The sequence below is a fragment of the Bradyrhizobium sp. MI1.10 genome (genome assembly GCF_055811035.1).
This window is the reverse complement of record NZ_JBVVPN010000029.1, coordinates 24,092-48,121: the sequence shown is the minus strand read 5'-3', so window position 1 is coordinate 48,121 and position 24,030 is coordinate 24,092. Positions and strand designations below refer to the sequence as shown.

Genomic DNA, 24,030 nt, shown 5'->3' with positions numbered 1-24,030 from the left:
TCAGTTGCCCTGTGCCGAAGCTCAATAACCTTTCGTCGAGCGCACGACGCCGACAATCGGCGTCGTCGTGCCCATGATCTGCGCAATCTCGCTCTGAAGCGAAGCGATAGCCGCGCGCATCTCCTCGCCGTTCGTATAAGTAATCGAACGACCGTCGTACTCCAGCGAGCGCGTGCCTGAACGGTACGCGCGCTTCAGCACGTCGAGTTGCGCCTGCAATACCGCGAGATCGGCCATCACTTACTGACCCGCATTCGTGACAAGGCCACGCCACTCCACGGCACCGCAACCGTAGTCCAAGCGGACCTTGGTCTGAACGCCATCAACCTCGAAACCCGCGCGGCTCTCAGTCTGCGGACCCGGCGCGCCCGCCAGATAGGCGAATTCGACGCAGGGCAGCAGCGCCGGATCAGCCGACAAGTACCAGCGATGGGTGTCGGTCAAACGCGGCTCGACGATCAGATCGAGGAACGCGAACGGGTTGACGTTGGCGGTCTGCGTCGCCTGCACCGACGTGATCAGCTTCTCGGCGCTGGTCTCCAGCGCGCTCGGCACGATCAGGTAGCGCGGCACAACGCTGATCCCGCCGCCGCCGGGACCGGTCTGATTGCGCATCAACAGACGCGCTTCCGACAAGGTCGTCTCGCTCGGCGCACCGCCCGTGCCGACGTTGCCGTGCGCGGCGTTGAACAGCGCGACGCTGTCACTCATGGTCGGGCCAAGGCCCGAATTCTGCACGATCAGATCAACCAGCTTCTGTCGCTCGAATTCAGCGGCAGCAAGGCCAAGGCGCTGGGTGATGTCGCCGAGGCCGCCGAGATCATCATTGATCAACGCCTGCCGCGAGATCGGAAAGATTTTGCCGTAAGTCGCGATGCTGTAGCTCTCAGCGGTGTCAACAAACGAGCCATACTGATACTCGCCGCTCTCAGACACTGCCGCGAGCTTGAAACCGGAATGATCGAGCTGAATGCGGCTCTTGGCGCGGAAATCATTGGCCGTCGTCTCCCGCGCAATGCGACGGATGCCGCTCGGCGCGATCTGGTAGGCTTCACGCAGCGACTTGTTCATCAGATTGGCGAGCAATGCCGGATAATCCGAGGTGGTCTGCAATGCGCGAGTGATCAGGCTCGGCGCGGCCATGCCCAGCGTCGAGATGCCAGCGCGATGCAGACACTCGCGGGCCATGTCGGCGCAGCTCATGCCGACGTACTGGCGAGCCTGCGGCATCGGCGTGAAGTTCGGCACGATCCGCGTGTACATGGCGTCGGCGGCGGCGCGCTGAAAAACGTCGGGGTTATCGAGCGTCATAACGTTGTGCATATTGGCGGTTCCTGCGCTGCGAACGGTGACAGACCGATCCAGCATGTCATTGAGAAAAGCGCGGCGCGCATCGTCGATGCTCGCGCCGCATTCGATCAGGGCGGTGACGCGGTCCGTCGCAGCACCGGCCCGGCGGCCGAGTTCACGGATGGCGCGGTCACCGTCGGCGGCGCGGGTGCGCGCGGTCGGATCGGCGGGCACGGCGACAAAGCTCGCCTCGCGCACCGACCAGCGGACGGCCGTCATGGTGCGCACGCCATTGGCATCCTTGCCCGCTTTCCACTCGCCGACCTCATAGCCGACAGACAAATTGCGGATGATGCCGTTGCGGATGTCGGTGATGACCGGCGCGATCTCAGGACGCGACGAGAAGCGCAAGCGCGCAATCACTTCGCTGCCGTTGATCCAAACGTCGTCAATCGTGCCAAGCACGTTGTCGATGCCGCCCTGCATGTGGCTGTCGAGCACCGACGCGCCACGGGTGACGCCGAGGTCCAGCCCCGAAGGATCGAGGATTTCCATGAAATCGCCACGCGCATCACGACGCCGAACCGGCGCGGTCGATGCGATGATGGCTTCGATAGTGCCCGCCTCCGGGTCGAAGGTACGCGGTCGCGGGATCGCGTCGCGGCGGGTGAGGTCAACTGCGCTTTCGCGCAGCAAGAGGGCAGTGGAATTACGCATTCTCATTCTCCGTTTCATTTTGGCTCGCGATACCGCCAGCGCTTGCCGACAGATCGTCGGCGGCAAAGGGATCGTTTTCGATTTCGGCATCAACGTCGGTGGGATCGCGCCCGCCTTCGCTGATGATTTCTTGACGCGAACGCAGCTTGGCCGCGACCGCGAGCGTGTCGGCTTTCGCCTTCTTGAGTTCGTCGATGGCGGGCCAGCCCGGAAAGAGGAACGTGGCGGCGTAACGCTCGGGATTGCTCTCATAGTCGGGCGCGCGCATGCGGCCGGACAGCACTTCGAGCAGCACCAACCGATCCCAAATCGGTGTGAGCAGTTGCGCGACCATGTGATTTTGCTGGATCGCCTTCACGCGACGCTGGAACGTCGCCAAACCGAGCTTACCAGCGCTGTAGTTGATTGCGCCGAAGTCCCCGGTTGCCATGAACGCGGGCACGCCAGCGCCCGCGCAAATCAGCCGCTCAATGTGTGACAGCACTTCCGGAACGGTATTCATCTCGGAGGTCGGCGGAAAGCTGACATCCGCGCCGGGCGGCAGACGCAAGGTCGCGCCGGGTTCGAGATAGAGCGACGCGGGGTCGGTGCTCTCATCGAACGCCATTTCACCGTTGGGATCGCGCACGACCATGCCCACGAGGCAAGTCGTTCGCAATTTCACGACCGCCGCGTCGATGCAATTGTCCAGCTCCATCGCCAACGGCGCGACAGAAGTCAGCGAGCTGATGCCGCGCGGGACGCCGGGGTGGTGCGGTTCGAAAACATGCGCAACGTCAAGCGAGGAGACGCGAACGGGAGGCGAGACGCTGGCCCAAGGCGCGTCCGGCGGCGTGGGGAGAACCCAGAAGGCAACGCGGCGGCCGGTGCTGTCGAATTCGACACCGGCCACGATCATGGGAATATCGCCGGTCATGCCGAGCGACGGAATGGTTTTGGAGCTGTCAACCTGATCGGCCGTCAACAGATGCAGCTTCAGCCGCATGGTGGCCGGATCGGTGACAAGCTGAGTGAAGCTCTCGCCATCGACATAGAAGCCGCGAGCCACGCGAGAGAGGTAGCCACCGAGCGACATGCCGCCCTCGACGGTGCAATCTTGAAAAAAGTAATTCCAGGCGCGTTGCAACTTCGCGGCGATCTCGGCGTCAGGATGCGCGGCGCGCACCGTCGGACCGTCGGCGACCACAGCGGTGACCGCGTGCTGAATGATGCTCGCCATCAAGGCGTTGTTTTCGGCTTGATGCGCGATCTTGCGTGACGCCAGCCGACCAGCCGCGAGCTGTTGCGTGATGGGAGACGGCAGCATGTACTGCGTCGGCCAGCGGCCCGAACCGCCGGTGATGTCATAGCCGGAGAATGCGCGGGTGAAGGCGCGGAAGGCGTTACGTGCGCGGGTGATGATACCCATCACGATGACTTCTTGTTCTGCTGTTCGAAGTGATTGAAAACGTGCTCGGCGATAACGGTCAGGTCAAAAACCGTCATGATGCCGCCGCTACGCTCCATCTCGTAGTGGAAGTGTTCAGGGCCAAACAGGCTGAACTCAAACGTTTCGTTCTGGCTCTTGCCCGACCGGATGCTAAGCAAAGTCTGAACGCGATGGGATTTGCTCAAAAGCGCGGCGAACAGCTTGCGCAAGCCCATGGGGTGATTGGCGAGATAAATCGCGTCGCGAGCGCTCAGGCCGTAGTCGGTCAAAACCTTGATGGCGCGAACGACGCAGATATCAGACAGAGAGAAGCGCTTGACTTCCATGCCGCCGGTAACGGTGTTCTCAAGAAACGCATAACGGTTTCGCCACTGACGAAGCGTGGCTTCGGAGCAGCCAGCGGCGGCGGCCACCTTGTCCGACGTGAACACCTCTTCATTGGTGTCGATCTTCATGGGAATTTGCCCTGCTAATTCGAATAGATTGTCACGTAACATAATCTGTATTACGTTTCAAGCTATTCGTAACGAAAAACCCGCCTACGGTTGTCGCACCGGAAGCGGGCTGGAAAGGCAAATCACTAATGGAAGCAGCAGCTTACAGCATCGGCGCAAACGCGTCCACCACCGGGCCGGTGAAGATCGGCGACTACTGGGCGTGTTCAGCCGGGTTTTCGACCGAGGACTTCGGCGACCCGATCCCGGACAATATCCAGCGCAGCCAAGTGGAGATCGTCAAATCCGTGTTTGCTCAGTGTCGCCCGATGCGCACCGTGCAGCCCGATGAGTACCTGACTATCGGTTGGCTCAAACATGAAGTCGAGCGCTTGGGCCGCCGTGGCCACATCTCGCGCGGCGCGGTGCTGGTCGCGGCGTCAGAGATGGGCATCAACATCATCCCCGTGTTCGGTGAAGACGGTCCGGCCGACGAAGGGTTCGCGCCGGTCAGCGCTTACATCGGCGTCAACCGTCGCGACGTTGATCGCTTGCTGCGCGAGGTGCGCGCATGAACGAGATCGTAGAAGCCGAAAAGATGTTCTTGGCGCAACTCAAGCGCCGAACGTCGTTAATCGTGCAATCGAATAACATGGCTCAGGTGATCGAGGAACTGATCCAGGCTAACGAAACCGATCACGACATCCACGCATTCTGCGCATCGTTTCGCCGTCACACCCCGGCCGATATCCGCAAGATGATTGCCGATGCGCGCACGACACTCAAGATTTCGGAGCATATGTCGCGCGGCCAGATGCGCGCAACACCGTATCGCTGGACGCCGCCGGAGCAAATTCCGATGAGGGAGTTTCTTTACGGCAAGCATCTCATCCGTGAATATGTCAGCGCTACGATTGCGCCGGGCGGCCTCGGTAAATCGTCGCTCATCATTAGCGAAATGCTCTCGACGGTGTCGGGTCGGGCGTTGCTCGGCATCGGCTCCGAACAGCTCCGCGTCTGGTACTTCAACCTTGAAGATCCTGCCGTGGAGACGACGCGTCGCATCCAAGCGACTGCCAAATACTTCAAGCTCACGGAAAACGACATCGGCGACCGCTTGTTTATCGACCATGGCCGTGAACGTCCCCTTGTCATCGCCAAGACGGAAGGACGTGATACGGTGATCTGCGCGCCTGTCGTTGACGCCTTGATTGCGGAGATCAAGGCGCGCAGCATCGACGTTGTCATCGTCGATCCGTTTATTTCGTCGCATAAGGTTCCTGAGAACGACAACAACGCCATCGACATGGTGGTGAAGGAATGGGGCAAAGTCGCCGATCAGGGTAACTGCGCGGTCGAGCTCATCCACCACGTTCGGAAGGGCGAACAGGAGGTCACGGTGCAAAGTGCACGTGGCGGCGTCGCGCTGACTGATGGTTGTCGCTCCGTTCGCGTGCTCAATCGCATGACCGAAGCTGAAGCGAAGAAAGCAGGCGTCGATCAGCATCGGTCGTATTTCTCTGCCTATGCCGACAAGGCCAACCTGACCAAGCCAGCCGACAAGCGAGACTGGTTCAAGCTGGTTTCGGTCGATCTCGACAATAACCCGCTGACCCGTCTCAGCGGCAACCCCTTCGGTGATCTGAAGGGCGACGACATCGGCGTTGCGACCCGTTGGGAGTGGCCCGACTTGCTGGCCGGGGTCACCGGATCGGACTTCGAGCGGTGTGCTCAGGCGATTAAGGCAGGCCAATGGCGCGCCGACCAGCGGGCGAATAGCTGGGTCGGCATCGCGATTGCCAAAACATTGGGCCTCAGTCTTGCCGACGAGCACGACCGCGCCAAGGTGCTCGCGCTGATCAAGACATGGCGCAAAACGGGCGCTCTGGTCGAGGTCGAGCGGCCGGATGAGCGCCGCAAGCCGAAGAAATTTATCGAGGTCGCCGACGACGACTGAGCCGGTAATCAGACCTGCTCCAGTTGCTCCAGTTGACTGGAGCAGAAGTGGAGCAACTGGTCGCTCTGATCTGCTCCGCTCCAGTTATATCCCTTTAGGGATAACTGGAAGTGGAGCAAGAGCAGGAAACTCGAACGGACTGGAGCAGATCGGGGGTGTCGGAAATGAAAAAATCAATCTGGGCGGCGCGCGCGTCGTCCGTCGCAACGAAGGAGCCAACCGAATGTATGTGATGCCCACGAACCTGTTCGAGCAGTACTTCCTGCACTTCGCAGGCAAGCTCGCTGATGCGCCCGGCGCGGCGCACCTGACCAACCTGGCTGCGACGGCCAAGGCCATTCCAGTGCCGGTTCTGGCGAGCCTGACGGCGAAGATGGTCCGGCTCAATCCACGCGCGGTCAACTGGACCTTGGCGACGCTTGCCGAGGAGATCGCCGACGGCTGCGCCGACTATGGCGACGCGACCGGCTTCGCGCGTGCGCTGGACCGTGATCTGGACTGGCCGGAGCTGGTGGAGTTGGCGGAAGCCGAGGTGGAGCGCTGGGAGGGTGGCAGCCTACACTAAGGTGTCGGTTTGCACCTACCGCTGGTTTTGTTAGGCTGGACCCTCTACTTTATCTATTTGGAAACCCGACCATGGCTTTGACCATCATCTGCGTGACCGGACCGGGCTCGACTGGCAAGAGCGGCACCATTCGCGAATTCACCTCAAAACACCTCAAATATGTAAAAGCAAAAGGCGACATACTCGGCGTCTTTCCAATGCCGGGACCGCGTTATGCAGTCGGTGTAAGCGGAACCGGAGACCAACTCGATTTCATCATCCAACACCGGAAGTTCCTGACCCGGTACTATGGCCTCAGAGCTATGATTGTCGCCAGCCGATCAGAGGGAAAGACCATTCAAGAGGTCGAGCGCTTTGCAAGCAAAGCAAAGGCTGTTCTCCATCTCATTCGCACGAAGAAGCTCGGCAGCGCACGTGAACAGAATGCCGCTATCAAGGCGAACGTCGCGAAGATCAGACGACTTCTGCCTCGCTGATTACTGACGCAAAGTTGCGGGCTCGACCCTGCCGCGCTCGATCTCGCATGATTGAAAACCAATAAACAGAGAGAAAGAAATGCCCGAAAAACCTCGCGGCGTTACAGTCCACGATGTTGAGCAGTTTGTTTTTTTGCATAAACTTTCAGCGAAGGGACACGCGAGCGACGTGCTGCTGACAGCGGCAATTTTGGATCAGGAATTGCGACGCGCGATCCGGCAGAAAATGAGACCGGAGCTGTCAGAGAAGAAGCAGGAACGCCTCTTCGAAGGTTATGGCCCGCTCGCGGAATTCGGCGACAAGATCGAGGTCGCTTATGCCCTCGGTCAAATCAACGATGATATCTACGGGAAGTTGCGGATTATCAAAGACATCCGCAACAAGTTCGCTCACCTCCCGATAGAGTGTACATTCTGGACGGGCGACATCTCGAAGCTGATCGCCAAATTCGAGTGCAAGGAGAAAGCAACTCACCCGGAGATATTTGGCATGATGGCGGAAGATTGCTTCAGCTATCTCGCCCGAAAAGTTGCCGATACGAAGCGATAACCAAAAGGGGTCCTGTGCCAAACAACAGGTGCGGTTGCGGCGCGCGCGCCTAGGTTCCGTAGAGATGGAATTTTCCAAGGGGGTTGATATTAAATTCCAAATATTTGCATAATTTCGCAATTATGTTGTTGTGGGCCGTGGACATTTCTGGCGCTGGGGGTAGCTGGCGCGCAGCGCGCAACCGCATTCTCTCTTGGGTACAGTACCTGCGTGGGAACTCGCTTTCGGAGAGCGAGCGCCGGAGCGCGTCACGTTGCTGGATTACCTCGGGAAAACGAGCTTTTGGCTGTAACGCTCTCCGGTAGTGTAGGCTACAAATATCAACCGGTTCTGTCGGGGGACACATGGGGCGATGATGGTCGGGCAGGAAGCAATTTGGCATGTGTTGATTGACGACAAGCAGAGGGGTCCGCTGACTAAGGCCGAAGTCCTCGAATACCTCGATGACGGCCTCCTCTCGGCGAGTAACTTCGTCTGGCGTCCGGGCTTCTCCGATTGGAAGTTGGTTAGCGAGATCGGCGAGTTCTGGCAGTCACCACCGCCTATACCTCAGTCGCGAACTTCGGTTCGGTCTGCCCCTGAGCACGCTCACGAACCGGATAGGATTGATACGCCGTCCACGCGTAAACAGTGGAGCCTGTGGAAGAGCGCGAATATCGGACTTCTAATGGGTACCTTGACCCTTCTGCTTCAGATCGGGAACGGTCGAGGGTTCGAGCTTGCCAACTACGCTCACAGCGCCAACGCCGAGACAGTCAGTCGATTAGTCGGCCAAGTCCTCGGCGCACCGCTCATCTTTGTATTGATCGCAGTGGTGCGAAATCTTTTAAATAGGCAGCAACCGAAATCGAGCGTCAATGCGCTTTGGGGTGCACTCACGTTCGCCGGTCTATTTGCGGGGATTATGGGCGGCCTTGTGGTCTACGGCGAAATCTTCTTCTCCAGCACTGAAGCAATCAGCGGAGAGGCCAGAAAATTCGTTATCACTACGATGCACCGCTCATGCGTTCAGAAACAACGGTCGCTCGGTCAGAATATTACCGAAGCTCAAATCGACACGTACTGCACCTGCGCAAGCGAGAAGTTGGCTGACAACACAACGTATCAACAATTGGGCAGGCCACTGAACGTGAGTGCGACTGCCGATCTAAAGCAGAAGGCCGAAGCAGTTGGCTACGCATGCCGCCAATGACCTTTGTTGCTTACAAAAGTCGGTGATCGTGGCACTCGCATGGCCGCCCGTTGGTAGGTTTTTCCACAGCCTCGCAGACGATGCGGTTTGTCGCTGGCCGATGCGCTCTTCAGGTGCGACATATGTCGCACCTAGTGTTACCTAACACTTTTGGGCCAAGTGAGGCGCGCTGCGGGAGTAAACATCCGCACGGGTCCATTCGAGGGGGAATTTTCATCTATGACAATAACGGCGGCGGAAGCCAACCGGATCGTTAACCTATACGATCCGCTGCACAAGGACTTTGGCACTTCGGCGCGCCTAGATAGCGCCCCACCTCTTCTCGCCCACTACACCTCGGTTCAGGTGGCCGAACAGATCATAAAGAACGAGGAGATTTGGTTTTCTCACCCATTCTATATGAACGATCTCGAAGAACTCCGTTATGGAATGAACATCGGAATTCAGCACCTGCCGAGCTATGTGCAAGCTGCGACTGACACGTCAGCTAAGCAAGAAAAGCTGCTAGAGGCGTTCAATCACTACATAGGTCACATGAATGAGACGACCTTGGTCAACACCTACGTTCTGTGCCTATCGGAACACGATAGAGCGGATACTGATGGCGTGCTCTCGATGTGGCGCAGCTACGCAAGCCAAGGTCACGGTGTAGCGCTAATTTTTGACAGCACCAAAATTCCCCACCACAAGCCACAAGCCCCCCTGTGGATTGGAAAAGTAAAGTATTGCACCCCAGATGTCCGCCTAAAGTTTCTTCAAGACAAGCTCGCTGAATGGGCTCGGATCACCGCCGGTCAAAATCTTCCGGATGATCAGCTTTATCTCGCAGCCTACGGTGCATTCTACTTCATCAAAGCTTTTGCGCTGATCACTAAGCACATCGGCTTTCGTGAGGAGAATGAATGGCGGATCATCTACGTGCCGGAAATGGACCCGAATGGCCTGCTCACAAGCCAGTTCGGTTACCACATCAGCCCGCGCGGCGCAGAACCGAAGCTCAAGCTGAAGATTGCGCCAGTGCAGAATTATGACGGCACTGGTCTCCGTTTGTCGCTTGCAAATCTCTTTCATTCAGCTCTGCTAGGTCCCAGCATCTCATCCCCCCTCGCAAAAGAAGCGTTCCGTCGTCTCCTCAGATCGACCAGCCTCAAAGAATTCGAGGATCAAGTACACGCCTCAACAATTCCGTTGCGGCCATCAATAGGCTAGGTGACAATCCGCGTTTGGGATTTTTATGGGCTGTGTCGTTTTTCAAAACACTTTCTAATTTTTAGGGAAACGGTGGGGATAGCTGTGACACGTGCGGGGAAACGCGCGCGGTTGGTTTGCGAAGCCATTCAAAAAAAGGATATCGCAGAATGACTAAATTCCTACTCGCCGCTGCTGGCCTCGCTCTCTCGACCCATTCAGCGGTCGCTGGCATGCCTCATTGTAGTGAGTTCTTTTCGGACATCGATGTCCAGCGCCAGTGTGTTCGGTTTGAGAGGATCACCAAGGACGAAGCGAGTGCTCTTTTGCACACGTGTGAGGCGCTAAAAGCCATCATGGTAGATCATCTTCCTTACCAACTATTTTCTGCATATGACCTATCCTCTTCGAAAGATTTGAACGCATGCAAAAACATTCGGGATGTTATTGAACCAAACCTCCCAGCGCCTTCACCGCGCAATCTTATCGAACCAACCCCCCCACCGCCTTCACCACGCAATGTTATCGAACCGCCCCCTCCACCGCCTTCACCGCGCAATGTTATCCAACCAACTCCGCAGCCGTCCGCTTCGCCATATGAGAAGGGAGTTGCGGCTCTTAAGGAGGGCAACTTTGATGTAGCCATCACAGAATTTAGTACGGTGATAGCTGATGATCCAAAAAATCCCTTTGCGTATATAAGACGAGGGACAGCTTACGAGAAAAAGGGTGATGCTGCTTCGGCGATCAGCGACTATCGCAAGGTCCTGAAGCTTGTTGACGCCGATACCGGCGCCGAATACGCCGCCAAGATACGGAAACTGGAAAAAACAAAAAAATGAGCTGCCGTTCCGCCTCATCGCGCGCACGGGGATGACGCGAAGATGTTCGATGTCGCCGGGGATCAACACTCAGAGATCAGGTCGGAGCTGTTAGTCACCGCGATAAAAACCTTAAGGCGCACAATGACGGCTTAAGGTTCGTTAGTCACAAATCCGTCCATTAATTCAATGCGGTTTCAGTCCTGCCGGGCCCACCAATGAAATCAGTGATGATGACCTGTCGATTACGCCGTCAGAAATTCCAACGGGATCAGGAACGATCTCGACGCAAATAACCAAGTCATCTCAATGGCACCTACGACAAGCGGGCCGTGCGTGACGGTGCGCTTGCAGGTTTGCTCACCCGATCGCCAGCAACGAAAACTGCTGCCGACTGAACAACTGTCTGCCAATTCCTGCGTTGGGTTCTCCGTCAGTGCGGGGCGAAGCTTTCCTCGGTACTTTCGCGCGGGTAGACGAATGTCATGTTTCTCACTTGGGTTGTCATTATTAAAATTTCAGGGTAGCCCGGCTACAGGTCACCTCAAGCAATCTGCAAACCAGCGGCCGGCAACAATTACTTCGGCGCTTCGAAATCGTACGAGATGCGGCCCGCCGGCAGGTAGAACAGGGCAATCACGGCTCCCCCTCTTACCTCGGGATAATGCCGGCTTCCAGGATCCGGCGCGGTCCAACCCGGTCCTTGCCAGCCCTGCAAGCCTTTGAGCTCTGCGCCCTCATCGATCGGAATGACTACATTCAGCTCTCCATAGGGGTGGCCATGATACTGGCCGCGCAGTACGTCGTCGTCGTGCTCGTCCTTGAATCGTTTAGGGTCCTTGCTGTCCATGTAGACGGCCGTGATGCTGAAATGGAAGCTCTCAGGCGATGGCTCCAGTATCCTGCTGCGCCGGTAGTTGGGTCCATCCACTTCCTGATTGGCAGCCCACCCCTCCTTCACGCCGAGCTTTATCAGCCTGGCGAGGTCCTTATAGAGCTCGCTGTTTTCACCGTACTTCTTGTTCAGCCACTTCTCCATGTCTGCGCCCGGGGTCATGTCCTTGACCTCCTGAAGAAATGGAATACTGCGTTGAATTAAGTCTTCCCGGTGTCCCATCGATCCTATCCTTTCGCTCGTGGTCAGTCTTCGAAGCCGATAAACCTTGTGAATTCGCTCACAGCGGCTCTTGGCATCAATCTGCCTGAACTCACCAACTCCTCTTCCGCAAAGCCGATTGAAACGCCGCAGACGACCATTTGCTCGGCAGGGATCGGAAGAAATTCCCTAAGCACAATGTGATACTTCGAGAACGTCTCTTGCGGGCAAGACTGAAGGCCCCGTGCGCCCGCTGCGATCATTACATTTTGGACGAACATTCCCAGGTCGAGCCAACTTCCGACTTGCAGCCGCCTATCGATGGTGACGATCAGCCCAACCGGTGCGCCGAAGAACCCATAGTTCTTCGAGGTTTGACCTGCACGAGCCACCAAGTCCGCCTGCTCGATTCCGAGCGATCCATAGAAGAGACGACCAAACTGATTGCGCCGCGACAGATAAGGCTCAGGCAGCTCCGTGGCGTAGTACTGGTACTCGGACTTATGTTGATCCCTGGCATTCTCGTGGGCTTCAAGTAGCGCCCGCGAGATCTCTTCCTTCTTGTTCCCACCGAGGACGTAAACATTCCAAGGTTGGATATTGGCTCCGCTCGGCGCGAATCTGGCGACGTTGAGAATGTCTTCGATCGTCTGCTTTGGGACCGCTCGGCTCGTAAAGGACCGATTGGCGAAGCGACCCGTTATGATCCTGTCGACAGGCTCCCGCCCTTCGCTGCCGCGCTGCGGGGAGGCCTTGGCGACTACTTCTTGCTTACCAGAGGACATCCACCCTGCTCCTGAGGTTTGAAAGCTTCATTGCCCGGTATTGTTGCCAGAAGCTCATAATAGTCGAACCTGTACTTGGATTCCTCGGGCTTCTTAACCCTGAAGAGATACATGTCTCTGACCAGGCGGCCATCCTCTCGGATCTTGCCGTTCTTGGTCATGAAATCGTTGACGGGAGTCTCGCGCATTTTCGAAGCAATCGTCGGACCGTCAACCGAACTAACGGCCGCCACTGCCTTGAGGTAATGCATAACGGCGCCGTAGGTACCGGCATGAATCATCGTCGGAACTTTGTTGGTCTTGTCGATGAAGCGCTTCGACCAGGCGCGCGTATCGTCATTGAGATCCCAATAGAACGCCGAGCTCAGTATCAACCCCTGGGCACTCGGCAACCCGAGACTGTTGATGTCTGCGATGAACACTAGAAGACCCACCAGCTTCTGAGTCCTAGTCACACCGAATTCACCGGCCTGCTTGACGACGTTGATGAAGTCGCCACCCGCATCGGCCAGCGCGATCGCTTCAGCCTTCGACGATTGAGCCTGCAAGAGGAAGGACGAAAAATCCGGCGTATTAATCGGATGCTTCACAGAGCCGACGACCTTGCCCCCCCTCCGCATCGATGACCTTGCGACTGTCGGCCTCAAGTTGCGCGCCCAACGAGTAATCGGCCGACAGAAAAAACCACGACTTCACACCTAGCTTGGAGACCGCCTTGGTGGTTCCTTGCGAAAGCGCATAGGTGTCGTAGGTCCAATGGATCCCGGTTTGCGAGCATTCATCCCCGGTCAAACGCGAGGTGGCTGCGCCGGTAGCGAGAAACAGTTTCTTCTTCTCACGGGTGATACCCTGGACCGCGAGCGCAACGGCCGAATTAGGCACATCCAATATTGCTTCAATATTTTCATTTTCAATCCAGCGGCGCGCGATCACGCCGCCGACGTCGGCCTTGTTCTGGTGGTCCGCGGCAATGAGTTCGATCTTCCTGCCGAGAACGCTACCACCGAAATCATCGATCGCCATCTGAGCCGCTACGACGGAGCCAGGGCCTCCATTATCCGCGTAGAGCGACGACATGTCCGTCAACACGCCGAGCTTCAAGGGACCTGTCGCCTGAGCGTTCGCCCGATTCAAACCGACAACCGCCACGAGGCACAAAATCGTCGCCCCTAGTCGCTTTCCGCCAACCATGATTCCCTCCGTTTGCCAGTATTGCGATATTGAGCAGAGTGACGAACAGCGGAAGTGAAAGTACTTCAGGGTGAAAATGCGCCTCATTCAGTTGGACGAAACCCAGCCGATACCCTGCTGATTCAGGCAAAAGCAGCCAAAAAGCCCGGTCAGTGCGTTTGTTCGGTCCCGGGGCGTCAAAACGACACCGGTGCCATTCCGAAATCTGCCGGCGGTTTCGGTCTCCCCCTGCAGGTCGCGGCGGCACCTTTCCTGTGCCCCGTTAGGTCTTCCCGAGCCAAGAGATGAAATGCGCTTACATGTTACCGGCAAGCGCATCGCGGCCACCTCTTCGCAACATCGAAGCCCTCAGGACCCCGCTCAATGACACTTGGAAACCTTTACATTCCGGTCTAGCAAGGATGGTTACGCTCGCCGTCACGGGCGAACGAATATCGAACCAACTATTTCGGTTCGGAAATGGCCGATTTTCGATGAAAGCATCTTCAGGGCCCGCGGTGCCGTCCGCTGCCCTTGGCACGGTTCGGACATGATGGGTTCCTTCAATACACTGGACTTGAATCTGCTTCGCGTCTTCGACGCCGTGATGGAGGAACGTAGCGTTCTGCGGGCCAGTCAGAAGGTCTGCCTGAGCCAGTCCGCCGTGAGCCATTCGCTGGCGCGCCTGCGAGAAATGTTGGACGATGAGCTGTTCGTCCGCACGGCGACAGGCATGCAACCAACCGCCAGGGCGGTGGCTATGGCGCCGCTGGTCCGGGAAGCGCTGAAATCCCTCGAACAGGCGATCGAGCTACCCAAGTTCGACCCGGAGACATCGACCAAGAAATTGACGATCGCAGCAAACGACTTCACCACGATGGTTGTCGCTCCCCGCCTTCTCCACATCTTGAGAACCGAAGCGCCACACGTCGATATCGTGATCAAGCCGGTCACACGGATCGATCTCGCGGAGCAGATTGATCTCGGCAGGATTGACGCTGCTGTCGGTACCTTCTCCGCCGTCCCCTCGCGGTTCAAGTCGGGTTTCCTGTTCGAATACGACGACGTCCTTGTCACGCATTCATCGCAGCACCTCGGCCAGCTCACCACCGAGACACTTTCCGAGCTGCCCATCGTTGTCGTCTCGTTTGGAGGCGAACCGGAGGGAGCCATTGACGGATTTATCTCGGAACGCGGCCTGGCGCGTAGATCCGAAATGTACGACCGAGCCTCGTTCGAACGGGCGATGACCGCGTCAGAACGCGTGCCGAGGATTGCCGTCTCCCTCCCCCACTTTCTCGCACTCCCGGCTTTTCTGGACGGTTCGGGGCTTTCCGCCATCGTCCCGCGGCCTCTGGCCAACTCCTTTGCCCTTACGAACCCGATCTCAATTCACGAGCTTCCATATCCGACGACACGCCTCGAAGTCCGGACACTCTGGCACGAGCGCCATGAAGGCGACGCATCGCAAGAGTGGCTGCATGAAGTCATGAGACGGGCAACGGAACACCTCCGCGCCGTCGCCGTTACGTGATGCAGCGGCCTTCGAGGGACGCGAGCAAGCGGTCGATCATGGCCTGAGAGACTCCTTGATAGGTGCCAGGCTCGAAAAGCTCCGCGATCCGGTCCGGATCGAGCTGTGCAGTCACTTTCGGATCGCTCGCCAGCACGCTGCGCAAATGAAGCTTTGCGGCGGCCGCGTTTTTGCGAGCGCGATGTCGACTACGGCGGCAATCGCCCCCGACGTGACGGCGAGAAGCGGCGGCAGGGTTGGCCATTCCGCGTGCCAGGCTCCGGCGCTCCGTTCGTGCTCCTGGACTTGAGCGGCGAAAATCGTCGCAGCCAGGTTCGGAGCCATCGTGGCCGCCGCCAGTGCGCTCGCGGCCGCCACGGGATTGCGTTTATGCGGCATCGTCGGAAGAGCCGCCCCGCCCCTGGCCTGACGGCTCAAAGGACTCCGGGCGAAGGCGGGCTGTAAAATCAATCGCTTGAGCCGTCACCGAATTTTCCGGTGGACCGGCTCATTTTGTTGGTGCCAGACATAGCCGGGATCGCGACACTCCCCGTTGCGACACGCGATGTCCGCGGGCGCATCCAGCGGCGGATGTGGGGCGCCGGTTCGGCCTCTCTCATTCCGGATTGAGACTATGCGAAAGCTTCTGGCGATATTGCTGATCTCGTGCTGGGCCAGCTTGGCTTACGCACAAAAGGCCGACCTCGTTGTCACGAACGCGAAGCTCGTGACGCTGGATCCCGCATCGACGATCGCGCAGGCTCTCGCAGTCCGCGACGGCAAGATCGTCGCAATTGGCGGCAACGATGCCATGGAAGGCCTGACCGGGCCCGCCACGCGCCGTGTCGACGCAGGTGGACGGACCATCATTCCGGGATTGATCGATTCCCATATTCACGCCGTGCGCGCCGGACTGACCTACGCAACCGAGGTCAACTGGATCGGCGCCAAGACGATTCCCGAGGCCATGGAACGCTTGGCCCGGGCGGCACAAGCGCGGCCGGCGTCCTGGATCATCGTGGCCGGTGGCTGGAGCGAATTGCAATTTGCGGAGAAGCGGCGGCCAACGCTCGCCGAGGTGATGGCGGCCGTTCCCGACAATCCGGCTTACATCCAGCTGTTCTATTCGGCGGTGCTGATGACGCCAAAAGCGCAGCAAGCCCTGGGGATGTCCGCGGATCAGTTGCCGGCCGGTATCACGTCTGAGCGCGCCGCATCGGGCGACACCACGGGCTGGCTCAACGGCTCCATTGTCAGTATCTCCGCGCTGTTCGATCGGCTGCCGAGGCCGAATTTCGAAGAGAATGTCGCCGGGACCCGGCAGTTCTTCACGGAGCTCAATCGTCTCGGCGTGACCGGGATCGTGGATCCCGGCGGCTTCAGCATTTATCCCAGCCATTACGCCGCCTTGCAAAAGCTCTGGCGTGAAAAAGCACTTTCGGTTCGGGTTGCCTTCAGCCTGTTCGCCCAGAATGTCGGCGCGGAATTCGATGAGTACAAGACTCTCACGCCGTTCCTGCCGATGGGATTCGGCGACGACATGCTGCGGTTCAACGGACTAGGCGAGCGGATCACCGGCGCCATGTACAACAACAATGCGCCCGACGCGGCCGCCAAGGACAAGTTCCGCGAGATCATTCGCTGGGCGGCCAAACAAGGGCTGACCGTCACCATCCACTGGCAGGAAGACAAATCCGTCCATCACCTCCTGGACCTCTATGATGAGGTCAACAAGGAGACGCCGCTCGCGCCCCTGCGCTGGTCCATCGCCCATCTCGACAACACCTCGCCTGAAACACTGACGCGCATGAAAGCCCTTGGGGTCGGCTGGACCATGCAGGACGCGATGTATCTCGGCGGCGACCGTATCGTGGCGCAGGTCGGCGAAGCTGCGCGCAGCATGCCGCCCATCGTGACGGCGTTACGCATGGGGGTCCATGTCGGGGCCGGCACGGATGCGCATCGGGTCGCGTCCTACAATCCGTTCGTTGCGCTGCAATGGATGCTCGACGGCAAGACCGTCGGCGGACTCTCGACGCGCGGCCCGGGCGAAACACCCAGCCGCGAAGATGCCTTGCGCCTCTACACCATGGGAAGCGCTTGGTTCTGCTTCGACGAGACGCGGCGCGGCACGTTAGAGACCGGCAAGCTCGCCGACTTCGCGATTCTCGATCGGGATTTCATGTCCGTCCCCGTCGAGCAAATTGGCGCCACGGCGTCTCTGCTGACGGTCGTGGGCGGCAAGGTCGTCTACGCAGCGGATGCTTTCTCGAGCGCGAAATAGGAGCTGGAGACCTGGTGTGCGGCGCAGCCTGAACCGGGTGAGAGCAACTAAATCGCCGATCCGGCATTATCCCCGCGAGCCGTTTCGCGGAGGTCTCACGATGGAAGACCAGAATCGGATGACCCTGGTTTTGAGTGCGATCGCCCTCGCCGTTGCCATCGTGGTTGCATCTGCGATCACGATGGAGCGCGTCAACATGCCTGCGGTCAGCAACGACGCAGCTCCCGGAACAGTCGGACTCGCCAGGCCGCACCCACCGCTGGACCGCGCCGCCGGTGAGCCGATCCAGACGGTCGGCGGCCCGTCCGGCGCGAATATTCGCGGACGTCCCTGATCGAACGCCGGATTACGGGGGCAGCACTCTTGATGATTTCTGCCGCTTTCGCGGGGTCAATATCCTATACAAGGCGCCCGTCCCCCCTTCCGCGGCAGGAGCCATCCATGACCAGTGAAAAAGGCCCGAACATCAAGAAGAAGCAGAAATGCAAGAACTGCGAGGGCAAAGGCCTGCTCAAGAAGGGCGACAAGGTGGTGAAGTGCCAGCGCTGCAAGGGCACGGGCGTGCGGTGATATTGGGCTGGCTGCCTCTCCGATGCCGAGGTGGAGGCGGTCAGATTGCGCAAACCTTCAGTCCAGCGCGAACACCAACCTGATGTTCGCCCCGATCAGCCGCCTCGCTCCAACCTCGATTGGCACTTCCTGCGGCAAGGCGCGTTGCGGTCTTTTCAGGGAGGTGCAGATGACCAAGACCGACGCGCAAGGCGTAAGGACCAGGACATCAGGTTTGTAGGAACGACTTTGTAGGAACGACCTGGACCCGTTGCGTATTGGGCCGCGCCGGGTCCTTGCGATTCCGGCAATGGCGGCCTCGGCTCGAAGCCCCGCCCCCGGGCCACAGGCCGGGGCCGCCTGACGGGGATCGGCCCGTCATCTCAGCCCGTCATTTCAGGGCCGTCTTGGAGGACTGCGCGAGAGACCATGGAGGCGCCCACACCAGGGATGCAAAACCCGCTTCGACAGGCGCGGCTCTACGGCTACCTGATCGAACGCGAGGGCGCGCTGTTTCATCCCGGCGGCAGCCACCCGCTGTGCAGCGCAGGCATGACGCGACGCATGATCGAGGCGGGCTGGCTGATGAAAGCCGGCGATCGCTACGAGCTGACGCCGCAAGCACAGGAACGGATCGCCCCGGGCGCGATGAGTTCGGGATGACTTCATCGTCGCTGGTGCCGGATTTGCGCTGCCCCGCAGGAACAGGTGCGTCCCCAAATCTTTGCCTCGGCACGGCATGTGACGACGTCAAGCATAGGAGCGGACATGAAAAAGCTGGTTCTCGCAGGGCTCGTTGCGGCTCTCGCATTTCCCCCTTCCGCATTCGCGCAAGGCGGCACGGGTGCGTCCAGGACCGGGTCGAGCATCGACTCCTCCAGCACCGGCGGCACGACGGGAGCGGGAGCCTCCAGCCTCAACACGTCATCGGACAACAATGGCGGCGGCGCGAACGCACCGGCCAAATCGTCGACGACGCGGCCAGGCGATAACGACACAAGGCAAACGCAAGGAGGCCAGCAGGCCATGCCAGGTTCCGGCTCCACCGGAGCGAACCGCAAATAGGCGCGCCACGAACGATTGACCGATTGCGCTCACGCAGGAAGGCCCGGATGATGGTCCGGGCCTTGTCTTGTCACCACCAGGGATCCCAGTAGGGCGGAGGAGCGTAGGCGTAAGGCACGTAATAGGCGCGCCGCACGACGCGCGGTCCATAGTAGCCGTAGGGCGGGCCATAGTAGCGCGGGCCATAATAGGCATCGGCCGCGAGCCCCGCCGCAAGCGCACCGGCAACAAGACCGAAGCCGATACCCGGGCCTCCCCAATGGCCGTGCCAGCCGCCGCGCCAAGCATGGGCTTCCGCCGGCGACGCCGCCGCCACGAACAGGGCCGAGATCATCGTCAGGACTAAAGCAAGTTTCTTCATGTGCGACTCCCAGAACTTGGAAACCGACCGCAAAACGCCAGACCGGAATTGAAGTTTCCGAGCGTTCCGGAAAATTTTGCAGCGAGCCGACGGACGCGAATGCGGCCGCCGGCAGGACGCGGGCGAGAGAGACGGCTCCCGCCCGCTTCATGCTTTACTTGCCGTTGATCGCGATCCGCTTCACCTTCTCTTGTGCCGCCGGTGACTTCGGCAGGGTGACGGTAAGAACGCCGTTGTTGAAGGAAGCCGCGACCTTGTCCTGGTCGACGTCATCGACCGGAATGCGCCGCTCGAAACGGCCATAGTAACGCTCGCTGAAGAGACGCTCCTTGTCTTCCGTTTCGCTCTTCTTCTCGCCGCTGATCGTCAGCACGCCGTTTGCAAGCTCGACGTTGACATCCTTCTGTTCGAGACCGGGAAGCTCGGCGACAACCTTGACCTCCTTGTCGCTCTCGTCGAGTTCGACGTTCGGCCAGCCCATTGCGGTCGAGGAACCGAACGGGCCGAGATCAAAGCTGCGGAAAGCGTCGTCGAACAGCCGGTTCATCTCGCGGTGAAGCGCAAGCAGCGGATTGCCGGCTTCGCCGCGCTGAGCGGCCATGTTGCGTGAGCCATTGTTCCACGGAATGAGATCACGTAGTGCCATTGTCGTTTCTCCTTATCTCCTGTCTTGGTTGTCGATTGGCGCAGCTCAGCGCGCGGCGAGGGCCACGCACGCGCTGCAAAACCCGGACGATCAACTCGTCAGGCATCTGCTTGTGCTCGATGTTTCGGTCGGGGCTGCCAAAAGAATTAGGAGACGGCGATTTGGTTTCAAGAGCCGGCTGCCAAGCGCCCGCCGATGGCAGCCCGAACCTTTTCGAACGCGCGCATTTCGATCTGCCGCACCCGCTCGCGTGAAACGCCATACCGTGCCGCGAGCTGCTCAAGTCTCAGCGGCGGCTCGGAGAGCCAGCGCGCCTCGAGAATGTCGCGCTCGCGCGGCTTGAGGACGGCCAGCGCGCCGGCGAGGGCGTCACGCCTCCGTCTGGTTTCTTCCCGCTCGGCGTATTCGGCTTCAGGACTGGATGCGGGGTCGACCAGCCAGTCCTGGACTTCGCCGCCGTCGGCGTCGCGCACCAAAGCGTTGAGCGACAGGTCGCCGCCGAGGCGCCGGTTCATCTCGATCACGTCGTTCTCCTGCACGCCGAGCCGCCGCGCGATCTGGCTGGCGTGCTCGGGGCGGAGATCACCATCCTCCAGGGCGGAGATTTCCGCCTTGGTCCGGCGAAGCTTGAAGAACAGCTTCTTCTGCGCGCCGCTGTTGGCGATCTTGACCAGCGACCAGGACCGCAGGATGTATTCCTGGATCGACGCCTTGATCCACCACATCGCGTAGGTCGCAAGCCGAAAGCCGCGCTCCGGCTCGAAGCGCTTGACGGCGTGCATCAGGCCGACGTTTCCTTCGGAAATGATGTCCGCAACCGGCAGGCCGTAGCCGCGATATCCCATCGCAATCCTGGCAACAAGCCGCAGATGGCTTGTGACGAGATGATAGGCTGCCTCGCGGTCGCCGTGCTCGCGCCATCGCTTGGCATAGGCGATTTCCTGGTCGGGCCACAGCATCGGAAACTTGCGAATTTCCGCCAGGTAATGTGCCAATCCGCCCTCAGGCGACAGCATCGGAACAGTTGCAGTGCTTCCCATTGCCCACCTCTTCGAGTTTGTCTGCTTACGCTGCAAAATCGACATGACAAAAAATGGTTTCGGCCGACGACGTTACGACCGGTGGGCCGGCGCGTGGGTGTGCGGCGGCTCCGGCCGCGTCACGAGATAGAGCTCGCCCGCCACCAATAGGAGGGCAGCGACGGCCAGGGCCAACATGCCGAGCACCAGATCGCTGTCATCATCCATGCGCGTTCGAAAGTATGTCGATGTCGAAGATCGGCAGCCATTGCCATTGGCTATCCGCGACATCGAACGTCGACACCGGAATTTTGTTCCGGACTTTCGGCGTCCCGCCGAGACGCGGTCTCACCCTCCCAGCGAATTCCTCGTCGCGCGAAGAATATCGTCCGACAGCTTGGGATCGTCCACGGCGCGGGCGAGCACGAGGGCGCCGACCATGGATGCGGCTGCGGCGAGCGCCTTGTCCTCGCGCTGGCGTGGCTTCAGCGTGGAAGCCATCCGGCTGCTCAGCAGGGCGATCGTGCCGCGCACGCCGGCGGTGAAGCGCTGCCTCAGGCCGCCGCCTTGACGTGACACCTCACAGGCGAGCGCAGCAAAGGGGCAGCCGGCGGCGGGATCGTCGCGATGCCCCGGCGAGAGATATTCCGAAAGATAGTCCTCGAGCGCGAAGGCCTCGGGCAATTCCTGGCCTTTGGCCTTGATCGCATGGGCCACGGCTTCCTCGACCAGCCGCTCCTTGGAGCCGAACTGGCTGTACAGGCTGCCGTGCGTCATCCCGGCCGCCTCGGCGAGCGCGTCGACACCGACGCCGGCGATGCCGCGCTCCCGCAGCAGGCGCGAGGCGGTCTCGAGAATATGCTCGCGATTTTTGGCGGCCTGTTCCTTTGAGACGCGCATGGGACCGATCCTCGGATACGGGGCTTGACTTTTATAATTACGATCGTCATGTATATCAATAGTTACGATCGCAATCAAACGATTTCAGGCCCGGTAGTGGCGTCGGAGAGGCATTATGAACAGGATTACACCGAAGATCGCGCTGGTGACCGGCGCCTCCTCAGGCATCGGCCAGGCCACGGCGGAGCGGCTCGCGAACGCCGGCTATAAGGTGTTCGGCACCAGCAGGCGGGGCGCACAGTCTGGCAAGCAGGCCTTCGAGATGCTGGCCCTCGACGTCACCAGCGATGCGTCGGTGGAAGCCGCCGTCGGCGAGTTGATCCGGCGCGAGGGCCGCATCGACCTGCTGGTGAACAACGCCGGCTTCGGCGTTGCCCCCGCCGGCGCGGAAGAGAGCTCGATGGAGCAGGCGCGCGCGATTTTCGAGACGAACTTCTTCGGCCTGATCCGGATGACGCGCGCCGTCGTGCCGCACATGCGCCGCCAGGGTAATGGCCGCATCATCAATATCGGCTCGGTGCTCGGCTTTCTGCCGATGCCTTACGGCGCGCTCTATGCCGCAACCAAGCACGCGGTGGCGGGCTATTCGGAATCGCTCGACCATGAACTGCGCACGCGGGGCATCCGGGTCTCCGTGGTCGAGCCCGCCTACACCAAGACGCCGTTCGACGCGAACTTCATGGAGCCCGACGCCACGCTCGAGGAATATCGCGAGGCGCGCGCCGGCGTGACCAAGCGGGTGAACGAGGTGATGGCGACGGCCGAACAGCCCGGCGTCGTGGCCGAGACCGTGCTGAAGGCGGCAAGCGCGGCGCGCCCGCAACTCAAATACGCGGCCGGCAGCCTTGCGAAGCGCCTGCGGTTTCTGCGGCGGTTTGCGCCTGCAGCCCTGGTGGATGCCGGGCTTCGAAAGGATTTGCGGCTCGATGCGACTGCGGCGCCGCAGCCCGCCCGCACCGCGCGGGCTTTCTGAGGGCCGCAAGCTTGCCGTTGCGAAGAACCTCCGGACCGAGAGAAAAAATGAAAGCCCTCATCTTCAAGCGCTACGGCAAGCCGGACCAGATCGCGTTCGTCGAGATCCCGCGGCCTACGCCCAAACCGAACGAAATCCTGGTCCAGGTTCACGCTGCGGGCTTGAACCCGATCGACAACATGATTCCGAAAGGGACGTTCAAGCCGATCCTCAAGTTTCAGCTGCCGGCCACGCTGGGCAGCGATCTTGCGGGCGTCGTCGTCGAGGTCGGAAGCCGCGTGACCCGCTTCAAGCCCGGCGATGCCGTCTTTGCCAGCATCTTCGATCTCGGCACCGGCGCTCTCGCCGAATTCGCGATCGTGCCGGAGGATGCCGCCGCGCTCAAACCTGCGAACCTGGACTTCGTGCAGGCGGCCTCGATCCCGATGGTCGGCCTGACATCGTGGCAGGCGCTTAGGGAGCGCGTTCTTCTGAAGCCCGGCCAGAAGGTGTTCATTCCCGCGGGCGCCGGCGGGATCGGCACGTTTGCGATCCAGCTCGCGAAATATCTCGGAGCAAAAGTGGGGACGACGACCAGCACCGGCAATATCGATCTGGTGCGTAGCCTCGGGGCTGACGAGGTGGTCGACTACAAGACGCAGCAATTCGAAGCGGTGCTGCGGGACTACGACGCGGTGCTGGGCACGCTCAGGGGCGACGCAGTCGAGACATCGCTTCGGATCCTGAAGCGGGGGAGCAGGATTGCTTCGCTGGTCGGGCCGCCGGACGCCGCGTTCGCGCGCGCCCGCGGGATGAACTTCGTCATGGTGCTGCTGTTCGGATTGCTGAGCCGCAAGATCATCCGCCAAGCCGGCAAAATCGGCGCGGACTATTCGTTCGTGTTCGTGCACCCGGACGGCAGCCAACTCGCCGAGATCGGCGAGCTTCTCAAGGCGGAGCGTATCCGGCCGGTGATCGACAAGATCTTTCCGTTCGCACAGGCGAAAGAGGCGCTGGCATATCTGGAAAAGGGACGGTCCAAGGGCAAGGTCGTCGTCCAGATGAGATGAT

27 protein-coding genes and 2 pseudogenes are annotated in these 24,030 nt (G+C 59.9%); 16 read left to right on the top strand and 13 right to left on the bottom strand.

Annotated elements, in window-relative coordinates; genetic code table 11:
- Positions 1-21: 21 nt before the first annotated feature.
- Genes AC0L3K_RS27155 through AC0L3K_RS27140 form a run of 4 tightly spaced genes read right to left on the bottom strand, consistent with a single transcriptional unit; the run spans position 22 to position 3,891 of the window.
- Positions 22-237, bottom strand: coding sequence for a phage head-tail joining protein (locus tag AC0L3K_RS27155; protein WP_473367231.1), 216 nt, complete (start codon positions 235-237; stop codon positions 22-24).
- 3 nt (positions 238-240) lie between these two features.
- Complete coding sequence (locus tag AC0L3K_RS27150) at positions 241-2,007, bottom strand: phage major capsid protein (protein WP_473367230.1); 1,767 nt, start codon at positions 2,005-2,007, stop codon at positions 241-243.
- Positions 2,000-3,415, bottom strand: coding sequence for a phage portal protein (locus tag AC0L3K_RS27145; protein WP_473367229.1), 1,416 nt, complete (start codon positions 3,413-3,415; stop codon positions 2,000-2,002). Before AC0L3K_RS27145 ends, AC0L3K_RS27150 begins: the two co-directional genes overlap by 8 nt.
- The gene (locus AC0L3K_RS27140) at positions 3,415-3,891 is read right to left on the bottom strand and encodes a MerR family transcriptional regulator (RefSeq protein ID WP_473367228.1); all 477 of its coding nucleotides are present in this window, start codon (positions 3,889-3,891) and stop codon (positions 3,415-3,417) included. Before AC0L3K_RS27140 ends, AC0L3K_RS27145 begins: the two co-directional genes overlap by 1 nt.
- Positions 3,892-4,019: 128 nt before the next feature.
- Here AC0L3K_RS27140 and AC0L3K_RS27135 point away from each other — a divergent pair, with 128 nt between their 5' ends.
- From AC0L3K_RS27135 to AC0L3K_RS27100, 8 genes are all read left to right on the top strand, one after another.
- A complete protein-coding gene (locus tag AC0L3K_RS27135) occupies positions 4,020-4,445 on the top strand; it encodes a hypothetical protein (RefSeq protein WP_473367227.1) in 426 nt (141 codons plus the stop codon).
- Positions 4,442-5,827: an AAA family ATPase gene (locus AC0L3K_RS27130; RefSeq protein WP_473367226.1), complete on the top strand. Its 1,386-nt coding sequence runs from the start codon at positions 4,442-4,444 to the stop codon at positions 5,825-5,827. Before AC0L3K_RS27135 ends, AC0L3K_RS27130 begins: the two co-directional genes overlap by 4 nt.
- Before the next feature lie 223 nt (positions 5,828-6,050).
- A complete protein-coding gene (locus tag AC0L3K_RS27125; protein ID WP_473367225.1) occupies positions 6,051-6,392 on the top strand; it encodes a hypothetical protein in 342 nt (113 codons plus the stop codon).
- Positions 6,393-6,463: 71 nt separating this feature from the next.
- Complete coding sequence (locus AC0L3K_RS27120) at positions 6,464-6,868, top strand: hypothetical protein (protein ID WP_473367224.1); 405 nt, start codon at positions 6,464-6,466, stop codon at positions 6,866-6,868.
- A 79-nt stretch (positions 6,869-6,947) separates the two neighbouring features.
- Positions 6,948-7,418, top strand: coding sequence for a hypothetical protein (locus tag AC0L3K_RS27115; protein WP_473367223.1), 471 nt, complete (start codon positions 6,948-6,950; stop codon positions 7,416-7,418).
- Positions 7,419-7,770: 352 nt separating this feature from the next.
- Positions 7,771-8,610, top strand: coding sequence for a DUF4339 domain-containing protein (locus AC0L3K_RS27110; RefSeq protein WP_473367222.1), 840 nt, complete (start codon positions 7,771-7,773; stop codon positions 8,608-8,610).
- Between the two features lie 219 nt (positions 8,611-8,829).
- Positions 8,830-9,819 (top strand): DUF2971 domain-containing protein, encoded by a 990-nt coding sequence (locus AC0L3K_RS27105; protein WP_473367221.1) that lies wholly within the window; start codon positions 8,830-8,832, stop codon positions 9,817-9,819.
- A 149-nt stretch (positions 9,820-9,968) separates the two neighbouring features.
- On the top strand, positions 9,969-10,640 hold the full coding sequence (locus AC0L3K_RS27100; RefSeq protein ID WP_473367220.1) for a tetratricopeptide repeat protein: 672 nt from the start codon (positions 9,969-9,971) through the stop codon (positions 10,638-10,640).
- Between the two features lie 556 nt (positions 10,641-11,196).
- Here the strand turns inward: AC0L3K_RS27100 and AC0L3K_RS27095 are convergent.
- From AC0L3K_RS27095 to AC0L3K_RS27085, 3 genes and pseudogenes are all read right to left on the bottom strand, one after another.
- A complete protein-coding gene (locus tag AC0L3K_RS27095; protein ID WP_354168840.1) occupies positions 11,197-11,736 on the bottom strand; it encodes a 4-hydroxylaminobenzoate lyase in 540 nt (179 codons plus the stop codon).
- A 23-nt stretch (positions 11,737-11,759) separates the two neighbouring features.
- Positions 11,760-12,500, bottom strand: a complete 741-nt coding sequence (locus AC0L3K_RS27090) for a nitroreductase (protein WP_354168843.1) — start codon at positions 12,498-12,500, stop codon at positions 11,760-11,762.
- Positions 12,476-13,691: pseudogene (locus AC0L3K_RS27085) on the bottom strand (ABC transporter substrate-binding protein). The gene AC0L3K_RS27090 and the pseudogene AC0L3K_RS27085 overlap by 25 nt, the downstream one beginning before the upstream one ends.
- A 529-nt stretch (positions 13,692-14,220) precedes the next feature.
- Here AC0L3K_RS27085 and AC0L3K_RS27080 point away from each other — a divergent pair.
- Complete coding sequence (locus tag AC0L3K_RS27080; protein ID WP_473367219.1) at positions 14,221-15,204, top strand: LysR family transcriptional regulator; 984 nt, start codon at positions 14,221-14,223, stop codon at positions 15,202-15,204.
- Here the strand turns inward: AC0L3K_RS27080 and AC0L3K_RS27075 are convergent.
- Positions 15,197-15,628: pseudogene (locus AC0L3K_RS27075) on the bottom strand (3-carboxy-cis,cis-muconate cycloisomerase); the annotation flags it as partial. The gene AC0L3K_RS27080 and the pseudogene AC0L3K_RS27075 sit on opposite strands and share 8 nt — an antisense overlap.
- A 189-nt stretch (positions 15,629-15,817) precedes the next feature.
- Here AC0L3K_RS27075 and AC0L3K_RS27070 point away from each other — a divergent pair.
- The 5 genes from AC0L3K_RS27070 (at position 15,818) to AC0L3K_RS27050 (ending at position 19,081) form a co-directional block, all read left to right on the top strand.
- The gene (locus AC0L3K_RS27070; protein ID WP_473367218.1) at positions 15,818-17,467 is read left to right on the top strand and encodes an amidohydrolase; all 1,650 of its coding nucleotides are present in this window, start codon (positions 15,818-15,820) and stop codon (positions 17,465-17,467) included.
- A 100-nt stretch (positions 17,468-17,567) separates the two neighbouring features.
- Positions 17,568-17,801, top strand: a complete 234-nt coding sequence (locus AC0L3K_RS27065; RefSeq protein ID WP_007600648.1) for a hypothetical protein — start codon at positions 17,568-17,570, stop codon at positions 17,799-17,801.
- A 107-nt stretch (positions 17,802-17,908) separates the two neighbouring features.
- A complete protein-coding gene (locus tag AC0L3K_RS27060; RefSeq protein ID WP_007600646.1) occupies positions 17,909-18,037 on the top strand; it encodes a hypothetical protein in 129 nt (42 codons plus the stop codon).
- 408 nt (positions 18,038-18,445) lie between these two features.
- Positions 18,446-18,679, top strand: a complete 234-nt coding sequence (locus tag AC0L3K_RS27055; RefSeq protein ID WP_473367217.1) for a hypothetical protein — start codon at positions 18,446-18,448, stop codon at positions 18,677-18,679.
- Between the two features lie 105 nt (positions 18,680-18,784).
- Entirely contained in the window at positions 18,785-19,081 is a 297-nt protein-coding gene (locus AC0L3K_RS27050; protein WP_007600643.1) for a hypothetical protein, read from the top strand.
- Positions 19,082-19,151: 70 nt separating this feature from the next.
- On the opposite strand, the gene AC0L3K_RS27045 is transcribed toward AC0L3K_RS27050, so the two are convergent.
- From AC0L3K_RS27045 to AC0L3K_RS27025, 5 genes are all read right to left on the bottom strand, one after another.
- Positions 19,152-19,442, bottom strand: coding sequence for a hypothetical protein (locus AC0L3K_RS27045; RefSeq protein ID WP_007600642.1), 291 nt, complete (start codon positions 19,440-19,442; stop codon positions 19,152-19,154).
- A 154-nt stretch (positions 19,443-19,596) separates the two neighbouring features.
- Positions 19,597-20,088: an Hsp20/alpha crystallin family protein gene (locus AC0L3K_RS27040; protein ID WP_473367216.1), complete on the bottom strand. Its 492-nt coding sequence runs from the start codon at positions 20,086-20,088 to the stop codon at positions 19,597-19,599.
- A gap of 167 nt (positions 20,089-20,255) precedes the next feature.
- A complete protein-coding gene (gene rpoH, locus AC0L3K_RS27035) occupies positions 20,256-21,128 on the bottom strand; it encodes an RNA polymerase sigma factor RpoH (protein ID WP_473367215.1) in 873 nt (290 codons plus the stop codon).
- Between the two features lie 72 nt (positions 21,129-21,200).
- Positions 21,201-21,335: a hypothetical protein gene (locus AC0L3K_RS27030; protein ID WP_473367214.1), complete on the bottom strand. Its 135-nt coding sequence runs from the start codon at positions 21,333-21,335 to the stop codon at positions 21,201-21,203.
- A 120-nt stretch (positions 21,336-21,455) separates the two neighbouring features.
- Positions 21,456-22,007 carry a TetR/AcrR family transcriptional regulator gene (locus AC0L3K_RS27025; RefSeq protein WP_219685313.1) on the bottom strand — a complete coding sequence of 184 codons (552 nt, stop codon included), beginning with the start codon at positions 22,005-22,007 and terminating at the stop codon, positions 21,456-21,458.
- Positions 22,008-22,122: 115 nt separating this feature from the next.
- On the opposite strand from AC0L3K_RS27025, the gene AC0L3K_RS27020 reads away from it, so the two are divergent.
- Both AC0L3K_RS27020 and AC0L3K_RS27015 read left to right on the top strand, forming a co-directional pair.
- Positions 22,123-22,980, top strand: coding sequence for an oxidoreductase (locus AC0L3K_RS27020; RefSeq protein ID WP_354128866.1), 858 nt, complete (start codon positions 22,123-22,125; stop codon positions 22,978-22,980).
- A gap of 47 nt (positions 22,981-23,027) precedes the next feature.
- Positions 23,028-24,029, top strand: a complete 1,002-nt coding sequence (locus AC0L3K_RS27015; protein WP_473367213.1) for an NADP-dependent oxidoreductase — start codon at positions 23,028-23,030, stop codon at positions 24,027-24,029.
- Position 24,030 lies beyond the last annotated feature (1 nt).

Excerpts from the sequence above, each read along its gene's own strand:
- AC0L3K_RS27155 (WP_473367231.1), bottom strand. The coding sequence starts at position 237 with ATGGCCGATCTCGCGGTATTGCAGGCGCAACTCGACGTGCTGAAGCGC.
- AC0L3K_RS27150 (WP_473367230.1), bottom strand. The coding sequence starts at position 2,007 with ATGCGTAATTCCACTGCCCTCTTGCTGCGCGAAAGCGCAGTTGACCTC.
- AC0L3K_RS27145 (WP_473367229.1), bottom strand. The coding sequence starts at position 3,415 with ATGGGTATCATCACCCGCGCACGTAACGCCTTCCGCGCCTTCACCCGC.
- AC0L3K_RS27140 (WP_473367228.1), bottom strand. The coding sequence starts at position 3,891 with ATGAAGATCGACACCAATGAAGAGGTGTTCACGTCGGACAAGGTGGCC.
- AC0L3K_RS27135 (WP_473367227.1), top strand. The coding sequence starts at position 4,020 with ATGGAAGCAGCAGCTTACAGCATCGGCGCAAACGCGTCCACCACCGGG.
- AC0L3K_RS27130 (WP_473367226.1), top strand. The coding sequence starts at position 4,442 with ATGAACGAGATCGTAGAAGCCGAAAAGATGTTCTTGGCGCAACTCAAG.
- AC0L3K_RS27125 (WP_473367225.1), top strand. The coding sequence starts at position 6,051 with ATGTATGTGATGCCCACGAACCTGTTCGAGCAGTACTTCCTGCACTTC.
- AC0L3K_RS27120 (WP_473367224.1), top strand. The coding sequence starts at position 6,464 with ATGGCTTTGACCATCATCTGCGTGACCGGACCGGGCTCGACTGGCAAG.
- AC0L3K_RS27115 (WP_473367223.1), top strand. The coding sequence starts at position 6,948 with ATGCCCGAAAAACCTCGCGGCGTTACAGTCCACGATGTTGAGCAGTTT.
- AC0L3K_RS27110 (WP_473367222.1), top strand. The coding sequence starts at position 7,771 with ATGATGGTCGGGCAGGAAGCAATTTGGCATGTGTTGATTGACGACAAG.
- AC0L3K_RS27105 (WP_473367221.1), top strand. The coding sequence starts at position 8,830 with ATGACAATAACGGCGGCGGAAGCCAACCGGATCGTTAACCTATACGAT.
- AC0L3K_RS27100 (WP_473367220.1), top strand. The coding sequence starts at position 9,969 with ATGACTAAATTCCTACTCGCCGCTGCTGGCCTCGCTCTCTCGACCCAT.
- AC0L3K_RS27095 (WP_354168840.1), bottom strand. The coding sequence starts at position 11,736 with ATGGGACACCGGGAAGACTTAATTCAACGCAGTATTCCATTTCTTCAG.
- AC0L3K_RS27090 (WP_354168843.1), bottom strand. The coding sequence starts at position 12,500 with ATGTCCTCTGGTAAGCAAGAAGTAGTCGCCAAGGCCTCCCCGCAGCGC.
- AC0L3K_RS27080 (WP_473367219.1), top strand. The coding sequence starts at position 14,221 with ATGATGGGTTCCTTCAATACACTGGACTTGAATCTGCTTCGCGTCTTC.
- AC0L3K_RS27070 (WP_473367218.1), top strand. The coding sequence starts at position 15,818 with ATGCGAAAGCTTCTGGCGATATTGCTGATCTCGTGCTGGGCCAGCTTG.
- AC0L3K_RS27065 (WP_007600648.1), top strand. The coding sequence starts at position 17,568 with ATGGAAGACCAGAATCGGATGACCCTGGTTTTGAGTGCGATCGCCCTC.
- AC0L3K_RS27060 (WP_007600646.1), top strand. The coding sequence starts at position 17,909 with ATGACCAGTGAAAAAGGCCCGAACATCAAGAAGAAGCAGAAATGCAAG.
- AC0L3K_RS27055 (WP_473367217.1), top strand. The coding sequence starts at position 18,446 with ATGGAGGCGCCCACACCAGGGATGCAAAACCCGCTTCGACAGGCGCGG.
- AC0L3K_RS27050 (WP_007600643.1), top strand. The coding sequence starts at position 18,785 with ATGAAAAAGCTGGTTCTCGCAGGGCTCGTTGCGGCTCTCGCATTTCCC.
- AC0L3K_RS27045 (WP_007600642.1), bottom strand. The coding sequence starts at position 19,442 with ATGAAGAAACTTGCTTTAGTCCTGACGATGATCTCGGCCCTGTTCGTG.
- AC0L3K_RS27040 (WP_473367216.1), bottom strand. The coding sequence starts at position 20,088 with ATGGCACTACGTGATCTCATTCCGTGGAACAATGGCTCACGCAACATG.
- rpoH (WP_473367215.1), bottom strand. The coding sequence starts at position 21,128 with ATGGGAAGCACTGCAACTGTTCCGATGCTGTCGCCTGAGGGCGGATTG.
- AC0L3K_RS27030 (WP_473367214.1), bottom strand. The coding sequence starts at position 21,335 with ATGGATGATGACAGCGATCTGGTGCTCGGCATGTTGGCCCTGGCCGTC.
- AC0L3K_RS27025 (WP_219685313.1), bottom strand. The coding sequence starts at position 22,007 with ATGCGCGTCTCAAAGGAACAGGCCGCCAAAAATCGCGAGCATATTCTC.
- AC0L3K_RS27020 (WP_354128866.1), top strand. The coding sequence starts at position 22,123 with ATGAACAGGATTACACCGAAGATCGCGCTGGTGACCGGCGCCTCCTCA.
- AC0L3K_RS27015 (WP_473367213.1), top strand. The coding sequence starts at position 23,028 with ATGAAAGCCCTCATCTTCAAGCGCTACGGCAAGCCGGACCAGATCGCG.